Annotated in this window: 16 protein-coding genes and 1 tRNA gene; 6 read left to right on the top strand and 11 right to left on the bottom strand. The window is 67.9% G+C overall.

Annotated elements, in window-relative coordinates:
- Position 1 precedes the first annotated feature (1 nt).
- Complete coding sequence (locus tag ACLJPD_RS03495) at positions 2–877, bottom strand: TOMM precursor leader peptide-binding protein (protein ID WP_410870244.1); 876 nt, start codon at positions 875–877, stop codon at positions 2–4.
- A 208-nt stretch (positions 878–1,085) separates the two neighbouring features.
- Positions 1,086–2,525, bottom strand: coding sequence for a zinc-dependent metalloprotease (locus ACLJPD_RS03490; protein ID WP_410870243.1), 1,440 nt, complete (start codon positions 2,523–2,525; stop codon positions 1,086–1,088).
- Positions 2,526–2,653: 128 nt separating this feature from the next.
- Between ACLJPD_RS03490 and ACLJPD_RS03485 the strand changes: the two genes are divergently transcribed.
- Positions 2,654–3,679, top strand: a complete 1,026-nt coding sequence (locus ACLJPD_RS03485) for a PDZ domain-containing protein (protein ID WP_410870242.1) — start codon at positions 2,654–2,656, stop codon at positions 3,677–3,679.
- On the opposite strand, the gene ACLJPD_RS03480 is transcribed toward ACLJPD_RS03485, so the two are convergent.
- Positions 3,680–4,258 carry a PPA1309 family protein gene (locus tag ACLJPD_RS03480; protein WP_410870241.1) on the bottom strand — a complete coding sequence of 193 codons (579 nt, stop codon included), beginning with the start codon at positions 4,256–4,258 and terminating at the stop codon, positions 3,680–3,682.
- A 157-nt stretch (positions 4,259–4,415) separates the two neighbouring features.
- Here ACLJPD_RS03480 and ACLJPD_RS03475 point away from each other — a divergent pair, with 157 nt between their 5' ends.
- Complete coding sequence (locus tag ACLJPD_RS03475; RefSeq protein ID WP_410870240.1) at positions 4,416–7,400, top strand: UPF0182 family protein; 2,985 nt, start codon at positions 4,416–4,418, stop codon at positions 7,398–7,400.
- 66 nt (positions 7,401–7,466) lie between these two features.
- On the opposite strand, the gene ACLJPD_RS03470 is transcribed toward ACLJPD_RS03475, so the two are convergent.
- The gene (locus ACLJPD_RS03470) at positions 7,467–8,009 is read right to left on the bottom strand and encodes a transglycosylase family protein (RefSeq protein ID WP_410870239.1); all 543 of its coding nucleotides are present in this window, start codon (positions 8,007–8,009) and stop codon (positions 7,467–7,469) included.
- 355 nt (positions 8,010–8,364) lie between these two features.
- Between ACLJPD_RS03470 and ACLJPD_RS03465 the strand changes: the two genes are divergently transcribed.
- Positions 8,365–8,438, top strand: a tRNA-Met gene (locus ACLJPD_RS03465).
- Between the two features lie 51 nt (positions 8,439–8,489).
- Here the strand turns inward: ACLJPD_RS03465 and ACLJPD_RS03460 are convergent.
- The 5 genes from ACLJPD_RS03460 to ACLJPD_RS03440 form a co-directional block, all read right to left on the bottom strand.
- Positions 8,490–8,747, bottom strand: coding sequence for an HPr family phosphocarrier protein (locus ACLJPD_RS03460; RefSeq protein WP_101466146.1), 258 nt, complete (start codon positions 8,745–8,747; stop codon positions 8,490–8,492).
- Between the two features lie 24 nt (positions 8,748–8,771).
- Positions 8,772–10,883 carry a fructose-specific PTS transporter subunit EIIC gene (locus tag ACLJPD_RS03455; protein WP_410870238.1) on the bottom strand — a complete coding sequence of 704 codons (2,112 nt, stop codon included), beginning with the start codon at positions 10,881–10,883 and terminating at the stop codon, positions 8,772–8,774.
- A 57-nt stretch (positions 10,884–10,940) separates the two neighbouring features.
- Positions 10,941–11,924 (bottom strand): 1-phosphofructokinase family hexose kinase, encoded by a 984-nt coding sequence (locus ACLJPD_RS03450; protein WP_410870237.1) that lies wholly within the window; start codon positions 11,922–11,924, stop codon positions 10,941–10,943.
- Positions 11,921–12,688 (bottom strand): DeoR/GlpR family DNA-binding transcription regulator, encoded by a 768-nt coding sequence (locus ACLJPD_RS03445; protein WP_410870236.1) that lies wholly within the window; start codon positions 12,686–12,688, stop codon positions 11,921–11,923. Before ACLJPD_RS03445 ends, ACLJPD_RS03450 begins: the two co-directional genes overlap by 4 nt.
- A 335-nt stretch (positions 12,689–13,023) precedes the next feature.
- A complete protein-coding gene (locus ACLJPD_RS03440) occupies positions 13,024–13,248 on the bottom strand; it encodes a hypothetical protein (RefSeq protein ID WP_410870235.1) in 225 nt (74 codons plus the stop codon).
- Positions 13,249–13,328: 80 nt separating this feature from the next.
- Between ACLJPD_RS03440 and ACLJPD_RS03435 the strand changes: the two genes are divergently transcribed.
- Together ACLJPD_RS03435 and ACLJPD_RS03430 are read left to right on the top strand one after the other, a co-directional pair.
- Positions 13,329–14,504, top strand: a complete 1,176-nt coding sequence (locus ACLJPD_RS03435; RefSeq protein WP_410870234.1) for an alpha-hydroxy-acid oxidizing protein — start codon at positions 13,329–13,331, stop codon at positions 14,502–14,504.
- 135 nt (positions 14,505–14,639) lie between these two features.
- Entirely contained in the window at positions 14,640–15,395 is a 756-nt protein-coding gene (locus ACLJPD_RS03430; protein WP_410870233.1) for a DUF6319 family protein, read from the top strand.
- A 26-nt stretch (positions 15,396–15,421) separates the two neighbouring features.
- Here ACLJPD_RS03430 and ACLJPD_RS03425 read toward each other — a convergent pair whose 3' ends face one another.
- Positions 15,422–16,897 carry a diguanylate cyclase gene (locus ACLJPD_RS03425; RefSeq protein WP_410870232.1) on the bottom strand — a complete coding sequence of 492 codons (1,476 nt, stop codon included), beginning with the start codon at positions 16,895–16,897 and terminating at the stop codon, positions 15,422–15,424.
- A gap of 291 nt (positions 16,898–17,188) precedes the next feature.
- Between ACLJPD_RS03425 and galK the strand changes: the two genes are divergently transcribed.
- Positions 17,189–18,295 carry a galactokinase gene (gene galK, locus ACLJPD_RS03420; protein ID WP_410871902.1) on the top strand — a complete coding sequence of 369 codons (1,107 nt, stop codon included), beginning with the start codon at positions 17,189–17,191 and terminating at the stop codon, positions 18,293–18,295.
- 20 nt (positions 18,296–18,315) lie between these two features.
- Here galK and ACLJPD_RS03415 read toward each other — a convergent pair whose 3' ends face one another.
- Complete coding sequence (locus ACLJPD_RS03415) at positions 18,316–19,896, bottom strand: alkaline phosphatase D family protein (protein WP_410870231.1); 1,581 nt, start codon at positions 19,894–19,896, stop codon at positions 18,316–18,318.
- Positions 19,897–19,932 lie beyond the last annotated feature (36 nt).

The raw sequence follows: 19,932 nt of genomic DNA, 5'->3' as shown, positions 1-19,932 counted from the left end.
GTCACCGTGACGCTTCCGGTGCGCGCGCCGTCATGCTCCGGCAGCCGCAGTCCTGATGCGGTAGCCACGGTCGACGCTGGATCTCGTGGGTATCGAGGTCCAATTCCACGGTGGCGTCCAGCGTGCGCGGTGCGCGCCGCGGGGAGCACGCGATGATCGCCTCGAGTTCGCCGAGCGCCAGCGCGGTGGTGGCGGCGAGGCCGGCTGGGGAAGCGTGCCCGGTGCGGCCGAGTAGCTGGGCGGCCAGGTGCGGCCATTCGGTATCGAATCCGGCCCGCGTCAGATCGGCACAGCGCAGGCAACTGGTCTCGCCGGGCAGTACCAGCGGACCGACAACACCGACCCCGTCGCGAACCCGCACCTGCAGATGCGGCACCCGGCGCAACACCAGATCCACCGACAGACCGGGGTCGATCATCAGTGCGTCGGTGAGCACCACCAGATCGCCGGTAGCGGCACCGACCGGAGTGTCGGGCCGATACTCGCGTGATCGCGTCGGCCGAAAGCCCATGCGCCGCAATCCGATCGCCACGGCATCGGAGAGCGGGCCGAGGCCGTGCACTGTGATGCCACGGATCTTGCCCAGTTTGGGTTCGGGTTCCAGGAGCAGGCCGGCGCGCTCGATCGCGGTGAGCATGTCCATGGTGCGATCGGGACTGATCCCGAATTCACCCGCACGCCAGATGATCTGGGGCCGCGACTGCAAGCCGTCGAGCAGCCGAAGGAAAGCGAGCACGGTCCCGGTGTCGTGGTCGGTGGTTTCCAGCAGCAGCGCGCGTTCGGGATCCCAGCCGAGCTGGACTGTGCCGGACGGGCGAACCAGGGTGGTCACTCGCGGATGGAGCATCGGTCCGCGCAGGGGAGAGGAGGTCGTCATGCCAGAAGTATCGGCACCCGGCCGCACCGCAACTCGCGCCGAAAGCGTAGTTATCCACAGGCTTTCGGCGTGTCGGTACGTCGACTTCCCACTGTGAACAGCCTGTGTACCGCGGGTCAGCGCCCTGATTCCGGACGAACATTAGCCACGGAACCGTGTTGCGCCACCGAGATCGAAACTTTCTCACCGACCTCGGTGGCGCAACGGATCAGGACTTGCCGGTGCTGGCATCCGGGTCGGAATCGCCCTCGTCACGCGGGGTTTCGGCGGAATCGGTCTTGTCGAGCTTCGCCGCGTCGCGCTCGCGCGCCTCGGTCTCGGCCAGCTGAGCCATCGGATCGTCGAAAGCGCCTGTGCCGCCGCCGATCACCGAGTCGATGAACCCGGCAGGCGAGTCGAGATCGGTGGAATCGGGCAGCAGGTCGGGGTGCTCCCACACCTTGTCGCGCCGCTGGATCCCCGCATCGGTGGTCAGCCGCCGCCACAGCGCCGACGCTTCACGAACCTTGCGCGGTCGCAACTCCAGCCCGACGAGCGTGGCGAAGGTCTGCTCGGCGGGCCCACCGGTCGCCCGACGGCGACGCAGCGTCTCCGACAGCGCGCTCGCGCCCGGCAGACGTTCACCGACCGCATCGGTGACGACGACGTCGACCCAGCCTTCGATCAGCGCCAGCAGTGTCTCCAGGCGCTCGAGCGCCTGCTTCTGCTCGGGCGTGGTCTGCGGTTCGAACGTGCCCTGGGAGAGCAGTTCCTCGAGCTTGGACGGGTCGCTCAGCGACATCGGGTCGATGCCCTGTGCCGCTTCCTCGATCGCGGAGAAGTCCATCTTGATGCCGCGCGCGTAGTCCTCGACGGCGCCGAGCACCTGCTGACGCAGCCACGGCACATGCGCGAACAGCCGCTGGTGGGCGGCCTCACGGGCAGCCAGGAAGACCATGATCTCGCTCTCGGGCTGCTCGAGACCCTCGCTGAACGCCGAGATCGCGGTCGGCAGCAGCGCCGCGGTACCGGCCGGACCCAGCGGCAGACCGATATCGGTGGAGGTCAGCACCTCCTTGGCCAGCTGGCCAAGCGCCTGGCCGAGCTGGGAACCGAACGCCAGCCCGCCCATCTGGCCGAGCATGCCGACCATCGGCCCGGCGAACTGCTTGGCTTCCTCCGGCAGCTGCGCGGTCCACATGCCCGAGATCTGCTCGGCCACCGGATCGCACAGGCGCTTCCAGGTGGGCAGCGTCTCCTCGATCCAGTCGTTCGGGGTCCACGCGACCGTCTTGGTCGCGCCCGCGGGCAGCACGGTGGCGCCGTCGAGCCACAGTTCGGCCAGGTGCGACGCGTCGGCCACCGCGGTGGTGGTGCCCGCGGCGATCGGGGCGATGGTGGAGCCGAGCTGCTGGCGGGCCAGTCGCTTGGCGACGTCGTAGTTGACCGGGCCGGACTGCGCGCCGCCGGGGCCCATGCCCTGGCCCATGCCGCTGATCATCTGCCCGAGCTGGCTCAACATCTGGCCCAGCTGCGACGGATCGAATCCGCCCGCGCCGCCCGCTCCGAACCCGAACGGATCGTTTCCGCCAGGTCCGTTGCCCTCGTCGCGACGCTTGCCGGACTCGTCGTCATCGCCGGTCGAGAAGCCGAAGGGGAGATCGCTCATACCTCTTACGTTACGCGGGACCCCTGGGGCCTCGGTGTTCGCGCATCGCGAAATCGCCCGGTATCGACCACGCCGTAAATGCGTGCCACTGCCGTCGGTGACGGTCGCTGATCACTACTGTGGTCCGAGTGAATCGTCGGATCCTCACCCTGATCGTCGCCCTCGTTCCTGTCCTCGTGCTCGGCGTGGCCGGCAGCGTGGTCACCGTGCCGTTCGTCGCCCTCGGTCCCGGCCCCACCTTCGACACTCTCGGTCAGGTGGACGGTAAGCCGGTGGTCGATGTCACCGGCGCGCCACTGGATCCCACGAGCGGGCAGCTCAATATGACGACCGTTTCGGTGCGCGACGGGTTGAACCTGTTCGAGGCGTTCGGGTTCTGGGTCAGCGGTGAGCACGGCCTGGTGCCGCGCGCCGAGGTGTACCCGCCCGGCGTGTCGCGCGAGGAGGTCGACAAGTCCAATCAGCAGGACTTCAAGGATTCCGAGAGCGACGCCGAGGTCGCCGCGCTGCACTACCTGAAGCTGCCGACGGTCGTGCTGGTTCGCGGGCTCGGCGAGGAAGGCCCGGCCAACGGCGTGCTCGAGGTCGGTGACGAGTTGATCAGCATCGACGGCACCCCGATCGCGACGCCGAAGGACGTGATCGACATCGTCGGCACCAAGGCTCCCGGCGCCACCATCAGCGTCGTCTACCGTCGCGGCGATACCGAGCAGACCAGTTCGATCACCCTGGCCCCCCGCCCCGGCGACGAGGCCAAGGGCTATCTCGGCATCACGCCCGGCGAAGGTGGACGTCCGCCGCTGCAGGTCGAGTTCAACCTCGCCGACATCGGTGGACCGTCGGCCGGACTGATGTTCAGCCTCTCGCTGATCGACAAGCTCTCACCGGGCGAACTCAACGGCGGCAAGTTCGTCGCGGGCACCGGCACCATCGACCAGGAGGGCAAGGTCGGCCCGATCGGTGGCATCCAGTACAAGATGATCGCCGCGCGTGAGGCGGGCGCGGAAACGTTCCTCGTCCCCGCCGACAACTGCAACGAGGCCGGTCAGCGCGCCCCCGAGGGCCTGCGCCTGGTGAAGGTCGACACCCTCGACACCGCGATCACCTCCCTGTCGGAGATCAACGCGGGCCGCGAACCCGTCAGCTGCGGGTAGTCACTCCAGCGTGTGGTGCAGGGCCTCGATCAGGGTCGGTGCCAGGTTGGGGTAGGTACGCAGGTCGAGATCGCCGAAGCCGTCGTCGTCCTCGGGGCGGATCTGCAGCAGGCACAGCGTGGCGCCCTGGCGCAACACCCCGGCGATGAGCCGGGCATCGCGGCGCCCCGGATGCGCGTGCGCGGCTGCGCGCCCGGCCGCGTCGGCCGCCTCGTCGTCGGCGAGCAGCGGTACCAGCGCCTCGTCGAGATCGCTCTCGGCGTCGGGCGGCAGCACCACGATCTCCTGCACCAGGACACAGCCTTCGACCGCGGGCGGCCAGGTGGTGGTGGCCAGGAATTCGTCCAAGGCCATCGACCCGCCGGTGATGTCGTCGGGGAAGGCTTCCTGGGCGACGGGGGTCAGTTCGCTGCCGTTGTCGAGCTGGTCCTGCAGGTCGGGTTCAGCCGCGGCCAGGTCGGCGGTCGGCACCAACGCGAACATCTGCGGCGGGTTTCCCCAGCCCTCGGCGTCGGCGAACTCGACGACCTCGCGCACACAGCGGGCGAGGAGAACTTCGGCGTGCTCGTCTTCGGTCACTCGCACATCCAATCATTTTCGGCCCACGCGCTTGCACGGTGTCCGATTTCCGTAGAGTGGGCGCCAACGGTCCGGCAACGGATCACCCCGCAACATTCGGACTGCGGTGACTTCGCCGATCACGGCGTGGAACCGCCGGAGCATGGAGAGTGGCACCGTGGGCATGCGGCCCCCCACCGGCTTACCTTCGTTGTCCCGACGCAGCCGTGTGCTGCTGGTGACGGCAGTCGTCCTCGCGGCGCTGCTGCTGCTCGGGCCCCGCTTCACCGATGCCTATACCAATTGGTTGTGGTTCGGTGAGGTCGGTTATCGCAGTGTGTATCTCGGCGTGTTGCGCACGCGGTTGATCCTGTTCGTCGTCGTCTCGTTGCTCGTTGGCCTCGTGGTCTGGGCGGCCCTGCTGCTGGCCTATCGGTCGCGGCCGGTGTTCGTGCCGGTCGCCGGGCCCAACGATCCGATCGCGCGTTACCGCACCACCGTGATGAGCAAGCTGCGCCTGTTCGGTGTCGGCATCCCGGTGCTGCTCGGCGTGCTGTCGGGGCTGGTCGCGCAGTCGAATTGGGCGACGGTGCAGCTGTTCCTGCACGGTGGCGAGTTCGGTCAGCAGGATCCGCAGTTCGGACTCGACATCGGTTTCTACACCTTCGATCTGCCGTTCTACCGGATGGTGCTGAACTGGCTGTTCGTCGCGGTGGTGATCGCGTTCTTCGCGAACCTGGTCACTCACTACGTGTTCGGCGGCCTGCGGCTGGCCGGGCGTGAAGGCACCCTCACCAGGGCCGCGCGTGTGCAGCTCGCGGTGATCGCGGGGATCTTCGTGCTGCTCAAGGCGGTGGCGTACTGGTTCGACCGGTACGACCTTTTGTCGAGTACGCGCAAGGAGCCGACGTTCGGCGGTCCGTCGTACACCGACATCATGGCGGTGCTGCCCGCCAAACTGATCCTGCTGTCGATCGCGGTGATCTGCGCGATGGCGTTCTTCACCGGGATCGTGTTGCGCGATCTACGCGTACCCGCGATGGCCGCGGCGCTGCTGGTGCTGTCGTCGATCCTGGTCGGTGCGGTGTGGCCGATGGTGGTCGAGCAGTTCTCGGTGCGTCCCAACGCCGCCGAGAAGGAAAGTCCGTATATCGAGCGCAATATCCAGGCCACGCGCGAGGCGTACGGGATCACCGACGACAAGGTCGAGTACCAGAACTACAAAGGTAGCTCCACGAAGAACCCGCTCGAGGTTCCCGCCGACGCCGCGACCATCGGCAACGCCCGGCTGCTCGACCCGAATATCCTCTCGCCCACCTTCACACAGCTGCAGCAGCGCAAGAACTTCTACGGCTTCCCCGAGTCGTTGGACATCGACCGCTACAACCTCAATGGTGACCTGCAGGACTACATCGTCGCCGCGCGCGAGCTGCACCCGGCCGCGCTGTCGGGCAACCAGAAGGACTGGATCAACCAGCACACCGTCTACACCCACGGCAACGGCTTCGTCGCCGCGCCTGCCAACCGGGTGAACAAGCCGCAGTCCGAGGCGCAGAGCGCCGCGGGTGGCAGCGATTCGGGTTATCCGCTGTTCATGGTGAGCGACCTGTTCACCAAGGTCGAGGATCAGCAGATCAAGGTCGACCAGCCGCGCATCTACTACGGCGAGCTGATCGCCCAGACCGATCCCGACTACGCCATCGTCGGCACCGCCGAGGGCCAGGCTCCGCGCGAATACGACTCCGACGAGGCGCAGTTCACCTATGACGGCAGTGGTGGCGTGGCGATCGGGAACTGGTTCAACCGGCTCGCTTTCGCGGCCAAGTACGCCGAGCGCAACATCTTGTTCTCCTCCGCGATCAGCGAGGACTCCAAGATCCTGTTCAACCGCGGTCCGCGTGACCGGGTGCAGAAGGTCGCACCGTGGCTGACCACCGACGGCAATGCCTACCCGGCGGTCATCGAAGGTCGAGTCAAGTGGATCGTCGATGCCTACACCACGCTGGACAAGTACCCCTACGCCCAGCCGACCTCGCTCGACGGCGCGGTCGAGGACAGCATCGACAAGAAGACCGGGCGCGTGATCCCGCGCAAGGAGGTCAGCTACATCCGCAACTCGGTGAAGGCCACCGTCGACGCCTACGACGGCACCGTCACCCTGTACGAGACCGATACCGTCGACCCGGTGCTCAAGGCTTGGCGTGGAGTGTTCCCGGACGCGGTGAAGCCGCAGAGCGAGATCTCGCCCGAGCTGCGTGCGCACTTCCGCTACCCGGAGGACCTGTTCAAGGTTCAGCGCGACATGCTCACGAAGTACCACGTGGACAACCCACGTGAGTTCTTCACCAACAACGCGTTCTGGTCGGTGCCCAGTGATCCGACGATCGAGGGCGGCACGTTCAACCAGCCGCCGTACTACGTGCTGCTGGGTGATCCGAAGACCACCAAACCGGTGTTCAACCTGACCTCGGCGATGGTCGGCTACAACCGGCAGTTCCTCTCGGCCTACATCTCGGTGCGCTCCGATCCCGAGAACTACGGCAAGTTCACCGTGTTGCAGTTACCGACCGACTCGCAAACCCAGGGTCCGCAGCAGACGCAGAACTCGATGACCACCGCCGACGCGGTGTCGCGAGAGAAAACCCTGCTGTCGAACTCGAACAAGATCCGCTACGGCAACCTGCTCACGCTGCCGGTGGCCGACGGCGGCATCCTCTACGTCGAACCGTTCTACAACGAACGCAATACCGGTTCGTCGACGTTCCCGCAGCTGCTTCGCGTGCTGGTGAGTTATCGCGACGCGGCGGGCAGCGTGAAGGTCGGGTACGCGCCGACGCTGGCCGAGGCCCTCAACCAGGTGATGCCGGGTGCGGGCTCGCTGGCGACACCGTTCGGTGGCGATCCGTCGGTGAAGCCGAAACCGGGCGTGAGCCCACCGGTCGACCCGGGCACCGTCACTCCTCCCGTCGGCGGCACCACACCGCAGCCGGGGACGACACCGCCTGCGGGTGCGCCGACCCAGGAGGCCGCGGCCGCCGAGCTCAACCGCAAGATCGAGGCGGTGCGGACGGCGATGCGAACCGGCAACTTCACCGAATACGGTAAGGCGCTGGATGAACTGGACGTCGCGATGAAGGCGTACCAGGACGCCGCAGGCCGGTAACCACGAGACAGCAAGAAAGGCCCCGTCGCGATGACGGGGCCTTTCTTGTGCAGGGGGAACGGTGGATCAGCCGCCGATCGAAGCGATCAGCGGAGCATTGGCGGTGAGGAGGTCCTGGTACTGACCCGCGACACCGTACTGGTCGGCCAGCGCCTGACCGGCGGCCTTGGCCTGGTCGACGGCGACCTGGACATCGGTCTCGGCCTGGGCGGGCAGCTCGACCGGCAGTTCGACGGCGGGCTCCTCGACCACCTCGGGCTCGGAGGCGCCCGACTGCAGGAACTGGCCGCAGTGCGGCCACGCGCCGACGCCCTGGCTGGCGAGCACGTTCTCCGCGACGCGGATCTGCTCGTCCTTGCTCGCGTTGTGCGCCGAACCCTGGCCGCCGTTGGCTGCCCAGGTGCTCTGCGAGAACTGCAGGCCGCCGTAGTAGCCGTTGCCGGTGTTGATACCCCAGTTGCCACCGCTCTCGCACTGAGCGACGCCGTCCCAGTTGTAGGCGGCGGCGGAGGCGGTGCCGCTGGCGAGGCCGAACGGAACGGCAACAAGGGCGCCGGCGATGGCGGCGACGCCAAGGGCGCGGGTGCTGAATTTCCGGGTCTCAGTCATGAGAGAGACGCTAACCAATGAATCGATGCCGATCACATCTTGATAACGAGCGGATTCTGTGAATGGAATAGACGTCTTATCAATGTTTACGGGGCATGGCCAGTGGGAATAGCTAGATTCCGGTCAGTCTGTTATTGGGTCGTTATGTGTTCGGTATCACCCGGTAATAGTGACACCGGTCACCGAAACTCAGCGCAGACGCGTCGCGTTGCTGATATATGTGATCGCTGCCACATTCGAAGGTTGCAGGCGTTGTGTCGCTAGGTGGAATGCGGGCTTCTCGGCGTAAAAACCCCCACTGACCTGACGATTTGGCACCTGCACTCACCTGTGTGTAATGTTGTGTTCACACCGACGCGGGGTGGAGCAGCTCGGTAGCTCGCTGGGCTCATAACCCAGAGGTCGCAGGTTCAAATCCTGTCCCCGCTACAAAACGAAAGGCCCGGAACCACTGGTTCCGGGCCTTTCGCGTTGTTCGGGTTATGCGTCCAGGTCGCTCGCGACGAGTTCGGCGATCTTGTCCAAGGTCGGTTGGTCATCGCTGGTGATCACGACCTCCGCGCCCTGCCCTGCGCCGAGAGTCATGATCATCAGCGCGGAGCCCGCGTCTACCGGGTCGCCGCCCGTGACCGCGATGGTGACAGGAACGCCTGCCGCGCCGACCGCTTCGGCGATCAGGGCAGCGGGGCGAGCGTGCAGGCCGACCGAGGAGCCGACGGTGACGGTGGTGCTGGCCATGGGATATCTCCTTGTGTGAATGGATTACGCGGTGGTGAGGACGGGGGCGACGGTCTGCTTGCGGGTGAATTCCTTGGCGAGGGTGACGCAGGCCGCGGCGACGAGCGTGCCCGCGACCAGCGACACCAGGAACCAGGCGAGATGCCCGATCGCGAAGAACACGAAGATGCCGCCGTGCGGTGCGCTCAGGGTGACATCGGTGGCCATGATGAGTCCGCCGGTCACCGCCCCGCCGACCATCATCGACGGCAGCACCCGCAGCGGGTCGGCCGCGGCGAACGGGATCGCGCCCTCGGAGATGAACGAGGCGCCGAGCAGCCAGGCGGCCTTGCCGTTCTCGCGTTCGGCCTCGGTGTAGAGGCGCGGGCGCAGGACGGTCGACAGCGCCATCGCCAGCGGCGGCACCATGCCCGCGGCCATCACCGCGGCCATGATCCGCAGCGTCGCGGTGTCGGTGACCGACAGGCCCGCGGCGGCGAACGAGTAGGCGGCCTTGTTGACCGGACCGCCGAGGTCGAAGCACATCATCACGCCCAGGATGACACCGAGCGCGATGGCGGACGTGCCGGACAGGCCGTTGAGCCAATCGGTGAGGCCGTTGGTCACGGCGGCGAGGGGCTTGCCGAGCAGGACGAACATCAACATGCCGACGATCGCCGAGGCCAGCAGTGGGATGACGACCACCGGCATCAACCCGCGAGCCCAGATGGGTATCGGCAGCTTGCTCACCCAGAGTGCTGCGAAGCCGGCCACCAGACCGCCGACCAGACCGCCGAGGAACCCCGCACCGACGAAGACCGCGATCGCGCCCGCCGTGAAACCCGGCGCCAAACCGGGACGGTCGGCGATCGCGAAGGCGATGTATCCGGCCAGCGCCGGGACCAGGAAGCTGAAGGCGAGCGAGCCGATCTGGAAGAGCACGGCACCGAAATAGGTGGCCAGACCACCGTCGGGCAGGTCGGTGATCGAATTGTCGAGCACGATCGTTTTCGCGCTCTCGGAGATCTCGTAGCCGCCGAGCAGGAAGCTCAGCGCGATCAGCAGACCGCCCGCGGCGACGAACGGGATCATGTAACTGACGCCGGTGAGCAGGATCTGGCGCAGGCGAGTGCCCCAGCCGATGCCCTTGGCCGCCGTCTGCGAGGGCGCGGGTGCGGCGCCGCCGACGGTGGCAGCGCCCGGATCACCGCTCGCCGCAACGGCTTCCGCGATCATCTTGTCGGGCTCGTTGATGGCGCGTTTGACGCCGGATTCGATCACCGGCTTGCCCGCGAAGCGGCCACGGTCCTTCACCCCGACATCGGTGGCGAAGATGACGGCGTCGGCGTCGGCGATCGTGGCCGGATCGAGTGCGCCGCCGCCGCTCGAGCCCTGGGTTTCGACTGCCACGTCGACTCCGGCGCGTTCGCCCGCGGCGACCAGGGAGTCAGCGGCCATGTAGGTGTGGGCGATGCCGGTGGGACAAGCGGTGACCGCGACGATCTTCTTCGGTGCCGATGAACCGGAAGCGGGAGCCGCATCGAGATCGCTTGCGCCGGTCGACGAATCCGTTTCGCCGTCGGCGGGCACACTGGATCCAGTCGTTGATCCGGCAGGGTTTGTTGATCTCGTCGCCGCTTCGCCACTCACCGCAGCTGCGGTGGAAGATGTTGCGGCGTTTGGTGTTTCGGTAGCGGCTGGTGAGGGATTGATGACGCCGTCGACGAGGGCGACCACATCTGCCGGGGTCGAAGCGGCGCGTAGATCGGCGACGAAGGCGGGCCGGACCAGCGCGCGAGCCAACGAAGACAACAGCTTCATGTGCTCCGCGCCCGCGCCTTCCGGGGCGGCGATCAGGAAGACCAGGTCGGCGCGACCGTCGGGGGCACCGAAGTCGACCGCGGGGGCGAGTCGGGCGAAGGCCAGCGATGCCGTGGTGACAGCGGCCGACCGGCAGTGCGGAATCGCGATGCCGCCGGGGAGGCCGGTGGCCGATTGCGATTCCCTGGCCAGGGCGGCCTCGGCCACCGTGCCTGCGTCGGACGCGCGGCCCGCCGCGGCGAGCTTGTCCGCGAGCGCGGTGATCACCGCGCTCTTGTCGGCGCCGAGATCGGCGTCCAGTGCGATCAGGTCGGGAGTGATGATCGAATCGGCCATCGTCGTGTCTTTCCGGAGTGGGGGTGGAGCAGGGGGTTCGGTGGGCGGCGAGAGCGGTCAGTCGGGTCCGGCTGCGGTGGTCAGGAGGTCGGCGGTGACGGCATCGAGCAGAATGTCCGCGGGGCCGGGTAGTTCGGTGCCGGGCAACGCGGTGGCGGCGCTGCCGTAGGCGACGGCGGTGCGGAGGCGGTCGGCGGGGGAGGCGCCCGCCAGGTCGGCGAGGAGGTAGCCGGCCAGGGCCGAGTCACCCGCGCCGACGGTGCTGCGCGGGACGATCGGTGGTGCCGCGGCGAACCACGCGTCATCGGCGGTGACCAGGACCGCGCCTGCCGCGCCGAGGGTGGCCAGGACAGCGCCGACCCCGCGGTCGACCAGGGTGGCGGCGGCTTCGGCCGCGGCCGTGGGGTTCTCGAGGTCTATGGCGTCGAGGCCGGTGAGCTGTGCCAGCTCCTCGGAGTTCGGTTTGATGAGATCCGGTGTGGCACCGACGGATTCGTCGAAGAGGGCGAGCAGGGGTGCATCGGAGGTGTCGACGGCGACGCGGGTACGGCGAGTTCCGTTCGGCGATGACCGCACTGCGGACAACGTCACGACGAGCTGCGCATACCAGTCGACGGGTACACCCGGTGGCAACGACCCCGACAGCACGATCCACTCGGCCTCCGCGGCCAGCCCGACGAGCAGCGCGGTGAGTTCGGCCAGGTCTCGCGCCGTCAGCGGAGAGCCCGGCTCATTGATCTTGGTCGTGGTGCCGTCGACTTCGGCGATGGTGAGATTCACCCTCGGCCCACCCCCCACCGACACCGTGCGGAATTCGATTCCCGCCGTGCGCAATCCGTGCACCACGGGGTCGTCGTCGGCGCCAGGGAGCACGGCCAGGACCGGCGCCCCGCTCGCGGACACCACCCGTGCGACATTGACCCCTTTACCGCCGGGGTGCGAGGTGACGCTCGCCGCGCGATGCACCTGCCCGCGCCGCAACGGCTCGGTGAGGGTGACCGTACGGTCCACACTCGGGTTCGCGGTCAGTGTGACGATCATGCGAGCACCACCTCGATTCCTGCGGCGACCAGCTCCGCGTGCGCGGTGGCCGGGATGTCGGTATCGGTGACCAGGACGTCGATATCGGTGGTACTGCCGAAGCGAACGAAGTCCTCGCGCCCGATCTTGCTCGCGTCGGCGACCACGACGACCCGGTCGGCGGCGGCGATCATCGCGCGTTTCACGGCGGCTTCCTCCGGATCTGGGGTGGACAGCCCGTGTCGCACGGTCAGCGCGTTGGTGCCGAGAAACGCGACATCGACGCGCAATTCGCCGAGCAGCTGCAAGGTCTCGGCGCCGACGGCGGCCTGGGTGACCCCGCGGACCCGCCCGCCGACCAGGTGCAATCGCACGCCGGCGAACCCGGTGAGCCGTGCGGCGACCGGCAGCGAGTGGGTGACGGCGACCAGATCGACGTCGACCGCCATCGCCGCGGCTACCCGTGCGGTCGTGGTGCCCGCGTCGAACAGCGCGCTGCCACCGGCGTCGGGCAGGTACCGCTGCGCGAGTTCGGCGATCCGGTCCTTCTCCGCGGCGCGGATGCTGTCGCGCTCGGCGGTGCCCGGTTCGAAGGTGGTGAGCGCGCCGGAGCCGACCGCACCGCCGTGCACCCGACGGATCACGCCGAGCCGATCGAGGACCGCGAGGTCGCGGCGCACGGTTTCGGTGGTGACCCCGTACCGGTCGGCGAGTTCGGCGACGGAGACGCGCCCGCGATGCCCGATGAGGGTCGCGATCGCCTGCTGCCGTTCCTCGGCGTACATGGTTCCTCCGGTTTCAGCGAATCTGTACTCATGTTGTTTTATGCCCACTTGTGTGGGTTTGTCAATCGTTTTTGGTGATACGAGTCACAATCGTTGTCCGCGCCTATCGACTGAAAGGTGGCTACGACCACGCCTCGGCAAGCGCGGTCGGGTATCACCGCGCACGATCACCCCCGTTGCGGAGGACGCAGGAGGGTCAGCAGTGTGGGTTCGGCCCGCGACTGTGCTGTCGCTGGGGTTTCGTGCGCTCGGATGAACCGTTCACGCGCGCGGAGATCGCCCGCGCGCAGCGGCCCGCCGATTCAACGGCGCGCACCGTGCGGCGGCGATGAGGTTCAGTCGAAGCCGAGATCGCTGGTGAGTGGATCGCGCAGGGCGCCCTCGGCGGCCCGCAGTCGATCGGTGACCGAGGTCAGCAGATCCATCGAGTCCTGAGAGAGTCCGAGCGCGAGCCTGGTCAGGTGGCGGATGGCATCGCTGTGAAAGCGGTCGGCGAGGAGAGCGTCCGGGTCGGCGGGCGCAGCCGAGTGTTCGACGACGGTCACGGCAGGGGCTCTCACAATCTCGTATTTTCGAGTATGACGCACCTTACATCTACCCTGCGGTCCGTGAACCCCGGTCGGCGTGCGAAAGTGCAGCAATGAGTCAGTTCGCCGACTATCAGAACGAGATCTACCTGGCCGCGCTCGGTGGGATCCAGCCCGAATTTCCCATGGATTACGCGACGCTGGAGCGCAAAGCTACTGCGGCACTGCCCGATTCGTTGCTGAACTACATCGCCGGTGGGGCGGGCGACGAGCTCACGCAGCGGCGTAATGCCGAAGCGTTCGCGGATTGGGGGCTGGTGCCGCGGATGCTGGTCGGCGCCACCGAGCGCGAACTCGCCGTGACAGCGTTCGGCCACACCTTCGCGAGCCCGCTGTTCCTCGCGCCCGTCGGGGTGATCGGTCTGGTCGGCGAGCAGGGCCACGGTGATATCGCGGTGGCGCAGGCCTCGGCGCAGACCGGTGTCCCCGCGATGTACTCGACGCTGATGGAGGATCCGCTCGAAGACGTGCGCCCGCACGCGGGCGAGACGCCCTCGTTCTTCCAGCTCTACACGCCGAAGAATCGTGAGCTCGCCGAGAGCTTGGTGCATCGCGCCGAAGCCGCGGGCTACGCGGGCATCACCGTCACCCTCGACACCTGGGTGCCTGGTTGGCGTCCGCGCGACCTGGCCAGCGGCAACTTCCCGCAGTTGCGCGGGCATGTGCTGAAGAACTACACCAGCGACCCGGTCTTTCAGAAGATGGTCGGTTCCGATGACCCCAAAATGATTGTCCTGCACTGGATCGCGACCTTCGGAAACTCGCTGACCTGGGAGGATCTCGGCTGGCTTCGGTCGATCACCGATCTGCCGCTGATCCTCAAGGGCATCTCCCACCCCGAGGACGCGCGCAAGGCGATCGACCTCGGCGCCGACGGCATCTACTGCTCCAATCACGGTGGGCGTCAGGCCAACGGCGGTCTGAGCGCCCTGGAGACCTTGCCCGGGGTCGTGGACGCCTGTGCCGAGCGGGTGCCGGTGCTGTTCGACTCGGGAGTGCGCTCGGGTGCCGATGTGGTCAAGGCGCTCGGACTCGGCGCGACGATGGTCGGGCTCGGTAGGCCGTATGTGTACGCGCTCGCGCTCGGTGGGGTGCGCGGCCTGGTGCATCTGCTGCGCAGCTACGCCGCCGAAGCGGACCTGTTGATGGCAGTCAACGGCTATCGCGATGTGGCAGCGGTGCGCGCGAACATTCGGCCGACGACGCGCGGAAACGCCACCCTCGGCTGACCGGTGGCAGGCCAGAAAACCTGTCATGAGAGGGGTTTTGGGGCCGCGATGGCGGCTCGGGCGTGAACTTGTCGGTGCCGTGCGGCATCATCGGTGCGACCGACCACGCTGTAGCACCAACCCCCGGAGTCCACCATGTCCTCGCCGAGCACGAAGTCCGCATCCCGCCGATCAGCACCGCCGGACCTGTCCGACGCCGAGCTCGCGCGAATCGCAGGCGAGCTCGCCGAGGGTAAACCGCCGATGGTGTGGTTCACGGCCGCCGCTGTCGGTGTCGCCGAAGGGAAGTCGGGCAAGGTCGTCGCGCTCGGCGACCCGTCCGTCGGCGACTTCCTGCAGGTGCGGCCGACCGGTTCCAAAGATGTGCTCTCGTTCGGCCCGAGCGAGGTGACGCTGACCAAGCCGGCCCGCGGGACTACGGTAGCGCCGGGCGGATCCGCACGGACCAGCCCGGAGAGTGTCCCCGCGCCGAGCAACCGAAAGGACAACACTGTGACCCAGCCGTCGACCCTGCCGAGCACCGCTACGCCCGCGCCGAGGTCGCTCGCCCCGGTACCCGAGGACGCCGCCAAGCCCGCCCCGGCCGCGCCGCGACCGGCGAAAGCTCCGGTGGCGCGCAAGACCAAGGTGCCCGAGGTGACTGTCACGCTCACCGGAACCGCCGACGGTGAATGGACTGTCGATGTGGTCAACGGCAAGAAGCGCAGTGTGAAGGGCATGGCCGTCAGCAGCGCGGCCGTCGCCCAGGCCGCGAAGATCCTGCACCCCGAGGTGGAGGAAGTGGTGGCGGGGATTCTCGAGGCCGCCCGCGAGGCCCAACAGGCCAAGGTCTCCCAGTTGCAGGCCGAACTGGAAGCCGCCCGGAAACTGCTGGAGGAGCTGGGGGACTGAGCGGTTCGCGGGGGAGGCAGGACGGCCTACCGGGCGACTCGCAGAATTCGGGGTGAGGCGGGACTGTCGTGGAAGCTCAGGCCGAGGCGGTATTCCTTGGCGTGGTACATGGCGGCGTCGGCGGCGCGGATGAGGTCGTAGATCGTCTTCTCGGTGGGGCGGGTGGTCACGCAGGCGACGCCGATGCTGGCGGTGATGGGGATTTCGCCGCAGCTCAGTTCGAAGGGGCGGATGAAGGCGCCGAGTAGGTGTTCGGCCAGGACGGCGGCTTCGGCGCGGGTGCGCGGTGCCAGGATGACGAACTCGTCGCCGCCGTAGCGGGCGGTGAGGTCGGCGCTGGTGGTGGTGCGGCGGATGCGGGAGGCGGCGTTGGCGATGAGTTCGTCGCCGACGGCGTGGCCGTAGCTGTCGTTGACCATTTTGAAGCCGTCGAGGTCGATGAACAACAGGCACAGCGGTTTTCCGGCCCACTGTTCGCGATACCGATGGGGTGCGCGCAGCAGGGCGGCGCGGTTGAACAGGCCGGTGAGCAGGTCGTGGTCGGCTTGGTATTGGGCGCGGCGTTCGCTGCGCAGGCTGCGGCCGATGGCGCGTTCGCTGCGCACCAGCACGCCGATCAGCAAGAGGGTGAGCAGCGAACAGATCACCACGCGGTCGCCGACCCCGAGATCGGCGCCGACCACGCTGATCAGTGAGGCCGCGACCAGTGCCACCGCGATCATCCCGGCCCGCTGCCGCGATCGATGCGGATGCACGTCCTCGGCGTCGCGGAGCGCGCCCATCGTCGGCTGCACCGCGGCCAGCCCGGCCAGCAGATACGCCCACTGCTGTGGCACCAACGCGATCTCGGGATCGACTGTGATCGTGCCTGCGACAGTGAGGCTTTCGATCAAACCGCCGACGAGTACCGCGATCAGCGCCGCCTGCAACAACCGCAACGAGGTCTCCGAGCGGATCACCGTCGCCAGCGAATGCGCGAGCACGGTCGCCAGCAGGGCGTGGATCACCGGGTAGCTAGCGGCCAGCGCGGTATCGACGAACCCGGTGGTGTGCCGCAGGATCGGCGAGATCAGGAATGTCCACGAGGCCAGCAGCGCGCTGAGGCCGATGAGCGCGGAGTCCAGCCACAGGTCACGGGCACGGCGGAGCCTGCGCGGCTGCAACCAGCCGACGGCGGCGAGTCCGAGACACAGCGAGGCGGCCAGCGTGCACAGATCATCGACCGGGTGCCAGTTCGGGTGCAGCCCGGGCGCGCGGATCGCGGCACCGGCGGCGAACAGCGGAACCGAGGCGGCCAGCAGGTACCAGGGCAGCCGGTGCGTGGGTCGATGGCTGTACACGCCGTACCCGATCATCGCCAGCGACCCCGCGACGATCAGGACCAGTAGCAGAAACGGCAGCGCGCGCCCACCCGCCAACGGCGCGATCAGCACGGCCCCCGCCGCGCCGAGCAACACCACACACCATCGCAGGCTCCCGTAGCGTGTCTCGCTGATGGTCATCAGCCCCCCTCGATCTTGCTGCGCACGCGACGAGCGCCGATCGAAAGTGGGGCCGGTGAATCACTCGAAGTATCGGCCGAGAGCACCGAGTGTTGTTGTCCGAGCAGCATCCCCAGCCGGCAGCGCCGACGCTCAAAACCTTGACAACTCAGTCGATCATGACACGTGCACGGCCTTGCTGTCGATGTGTTGCGAGCATTGCCGGATACCGATTCGGCACCCGGTGCCCCTCGGTTGTTCGCCGCGGTGTTCGGTGGTGGCATCGTCGCGGGAAGTGGAAGGGAAGTACGGGTGGAGAAGTGGATCGCCCCGGGCCGGGTCAACATCATCGGCGAGCACACCGACTACAACGACGGCTTCGTGCTGCCCATCGCGCTGTCGCTCGCCGTCGTCTGCGGGGCCGAGCCGCGCGGTGACGGACTGGTGCGGCTCGCCTCGGCGCAGCGGCCCGGCGAAGTCGTCGAGGTGCGAGTGACGGACCTTGTGGCGCAACGGGATCGGCTGCCCAGCTGGGCGCGCTATCCGCTGGGTGTCGTCGACGAGTTCGTCCGCGGCGGCCATCGGGTCACCGGGGTGAACCTCGAACTCGACGGCGAGGTGCCGATCGGTGCGGGGCTGTCCTCGTCGGCGGCCGTGTGCTGCGCGGTGACGATCGCGCTGCGCGATCTGTTCGCGCCCGAACTCACCGACCGGCGCATGGTCGAGATCGCCAGGGCCGCGGAGAACGGTTTCGCCGGCGTACCGACCGGGCTGCTCGACCAGTCCGCCTCGATCCTGTGCACCGCGGGCCATGCCATGTTCCTCGATGTCCGCGCATTCACCGCAATGAAACCCGCTGCCACCGAACAGATTCCGTTCGACCTGGACGCAGCGGGTCTCGCGCTGATCGTCGCCGACACCGGCCGGCCGCACGACCTGTCCGACGGGGGATACGCCGAGCGCAGAGCGCAGTGCGAAGCCGCCGCCGACGCGCTGAACCTGCCCGCCTTGCGCGACGCGACCACCGAAGAACTTCCCCGCCTGCGGGATCCACTGCTACGGCGCCGCGCGGCCCACGTGGTCAGCGAGAACGCGCGGGTACTCGCTGTCGTCGACACGCTGCGCTCCGGGGCGGACCCACGAACGATCGGCGAGGTGCTCACCGCCTCACACCGATCACTGCGCGATGACTTCGAAGTCTCGGCGCCCACACTGGATCTCGCGGTCACCGCCGCACTCGACGCGGGCGCGCACGGCGCGCGAATGGTCGGTGGCGGTTTCGGCGGCAGCATCATCGCCCTGGTCGACCACGCCGACCACGTCGCCGAACACATCATGAAGCGCTTCGCCACCACGGGTTTCGCTCCACCGCGTGTCTTCACCGTCGAACCCGCCGCGGGCGCACACAAACTGAATTGAACAAGGTGCCGTGACGGGATTCATGCCTGCGTGGCGCCGGGGATCCCGTCCTGCACGACGAAACTCGCACGCGTGCTGATCGGTGCGCCCGGTCGGGTGACGTAGGGAACAACGCGGAAGTCGGTGCGCCACTGGCGATGATCGATGTCGACGCGGGCATAGCCGCGCTGGCGGTTGTAGAACTTGATGTCCGGGTTGGCGGCCAGCAGGGCTCGGCCCGCGTCGGTGAGGTCGGCGCCGTCGCTGCCGGTGCTGATCGAGGTGCCGGTGAATTCGGTTGCTACCACGGCAGATTCGGGATCGGCGTAGTCGCGGCGTAAGTCGGCGACGTAGTTCTCGTGGCGGTCGCCGGTGATCACCACCAGGTTGTCGACCTCGTAGTCGGTGGCCGCGCCCAGCACCGTATTGCGGTCGGCGACGTAGCCGTCCCACGCGTCCGTGCCGAGGAGGAGGCCGGGGCCGGGGTCGTAGTCGGACTGGGCCATGGCGACCTGGTTGCCGAGTACCTGCCAGCGCGCGGTGGACTCGGCGAACCCGTCGACGAGCCAGTCCCGTTGGGCCGCACCGAGAATGGTGCGGTCGGTGGCGAAACGATCGGCGCATCCGACCACCGCGGAGCCGTCGCCGCAGGCCTGAGGGGACCGGTACTGCCTGGTGTCGATCATGGTGAACTCGGCCAGATCGCCGAACCGGTAGCGGCGGTGCAGGTGGATCGACGGGCCCGCGGGCAGCTGGGCCAGGCGCATCGGCTGGTGTTCGTACATGGCTTGGAAGGCAGCGGCTTTACGGCGCCGGAACAGTGGTGGGAGGCGATACACGTCGAGTCCGAGGCCGGGATTGTCACCGGCCCAGTTGTTGTCGAGTTCGTGGTCGTCGAAGGTGACCAGCCAGGGAAACGCCGCGTGGGCGGCCTGCAGTGGCGCTTCGGCCTTGGCCTGGGCGTAGCGCAGCCGGTAGCCGGTGAGATCGACTGCCTCGTCGGCGAGCTGGGCCGGCAGGTGCGCGCCGCGCCGGCCCAGCACCCAGGAGGATTCGTAGATGTAGTCGCCGAGGTGGACGACGAGGTCGAGGTCTTCGGCGCTGAGGTGTTCATAGGCGGTGTAGTAGCCCGAACTCCACGACTGGCACGACGCGAAGGCGAACCGGAGCCGCTCGGTCGGGCTGTCGAGGGCGGGCGCGGTGCGGGTGCGCCCGACCGGTGAGATCGCCGAGCCTGCCCGGAACCGGTAGTAGTACCAGCGATCCGGTGCCAGCCCGGCGACCTCGGGATGCACACTGTGCCCGAACTCGCGGGTCGCCACCGCCGAGCCCCTGAACACGACTTTCGTGAACCGTTCGTCCTCGGCGACCTCGTAATCGACGGTAACCGGGGCGACCGTCATCCCGCCGTACCCATCGGGTGCGAGCGGATCGGGGGCAAGTCGCGTCCACAGCACCACCCCGTCCGGGGTCGGTTCGCCGGAAGCGACGCCGAGCGAGAACGGTTCGCCGAGCCGACGGGGCGCGGCGAACCTCGCACTGCTCACCGCCGACACCCCGACCAGGGCGGCGATCGAACCTGTCACGCCGCCGCGCAGGAGTTGTCGACGAGACAGGGGCATAGTCGGATCCTTTCACCGCTGAAAGGAAACCTACCC

The organism is Nocardia sp. A7, assembly GCF_046549215.1.
Taxonomy (GTDB): domain Bacteria; phylum Actinomycetota; class Actinomycetes; order Mycobacteriales; family Mycobacteriaceae; genus Nocardia.
The sequence above is the reverse complement of the archived record's forward strand: the minus strand, read 5'-3'. Positions and strand labels throughout refer to the sequence as shown.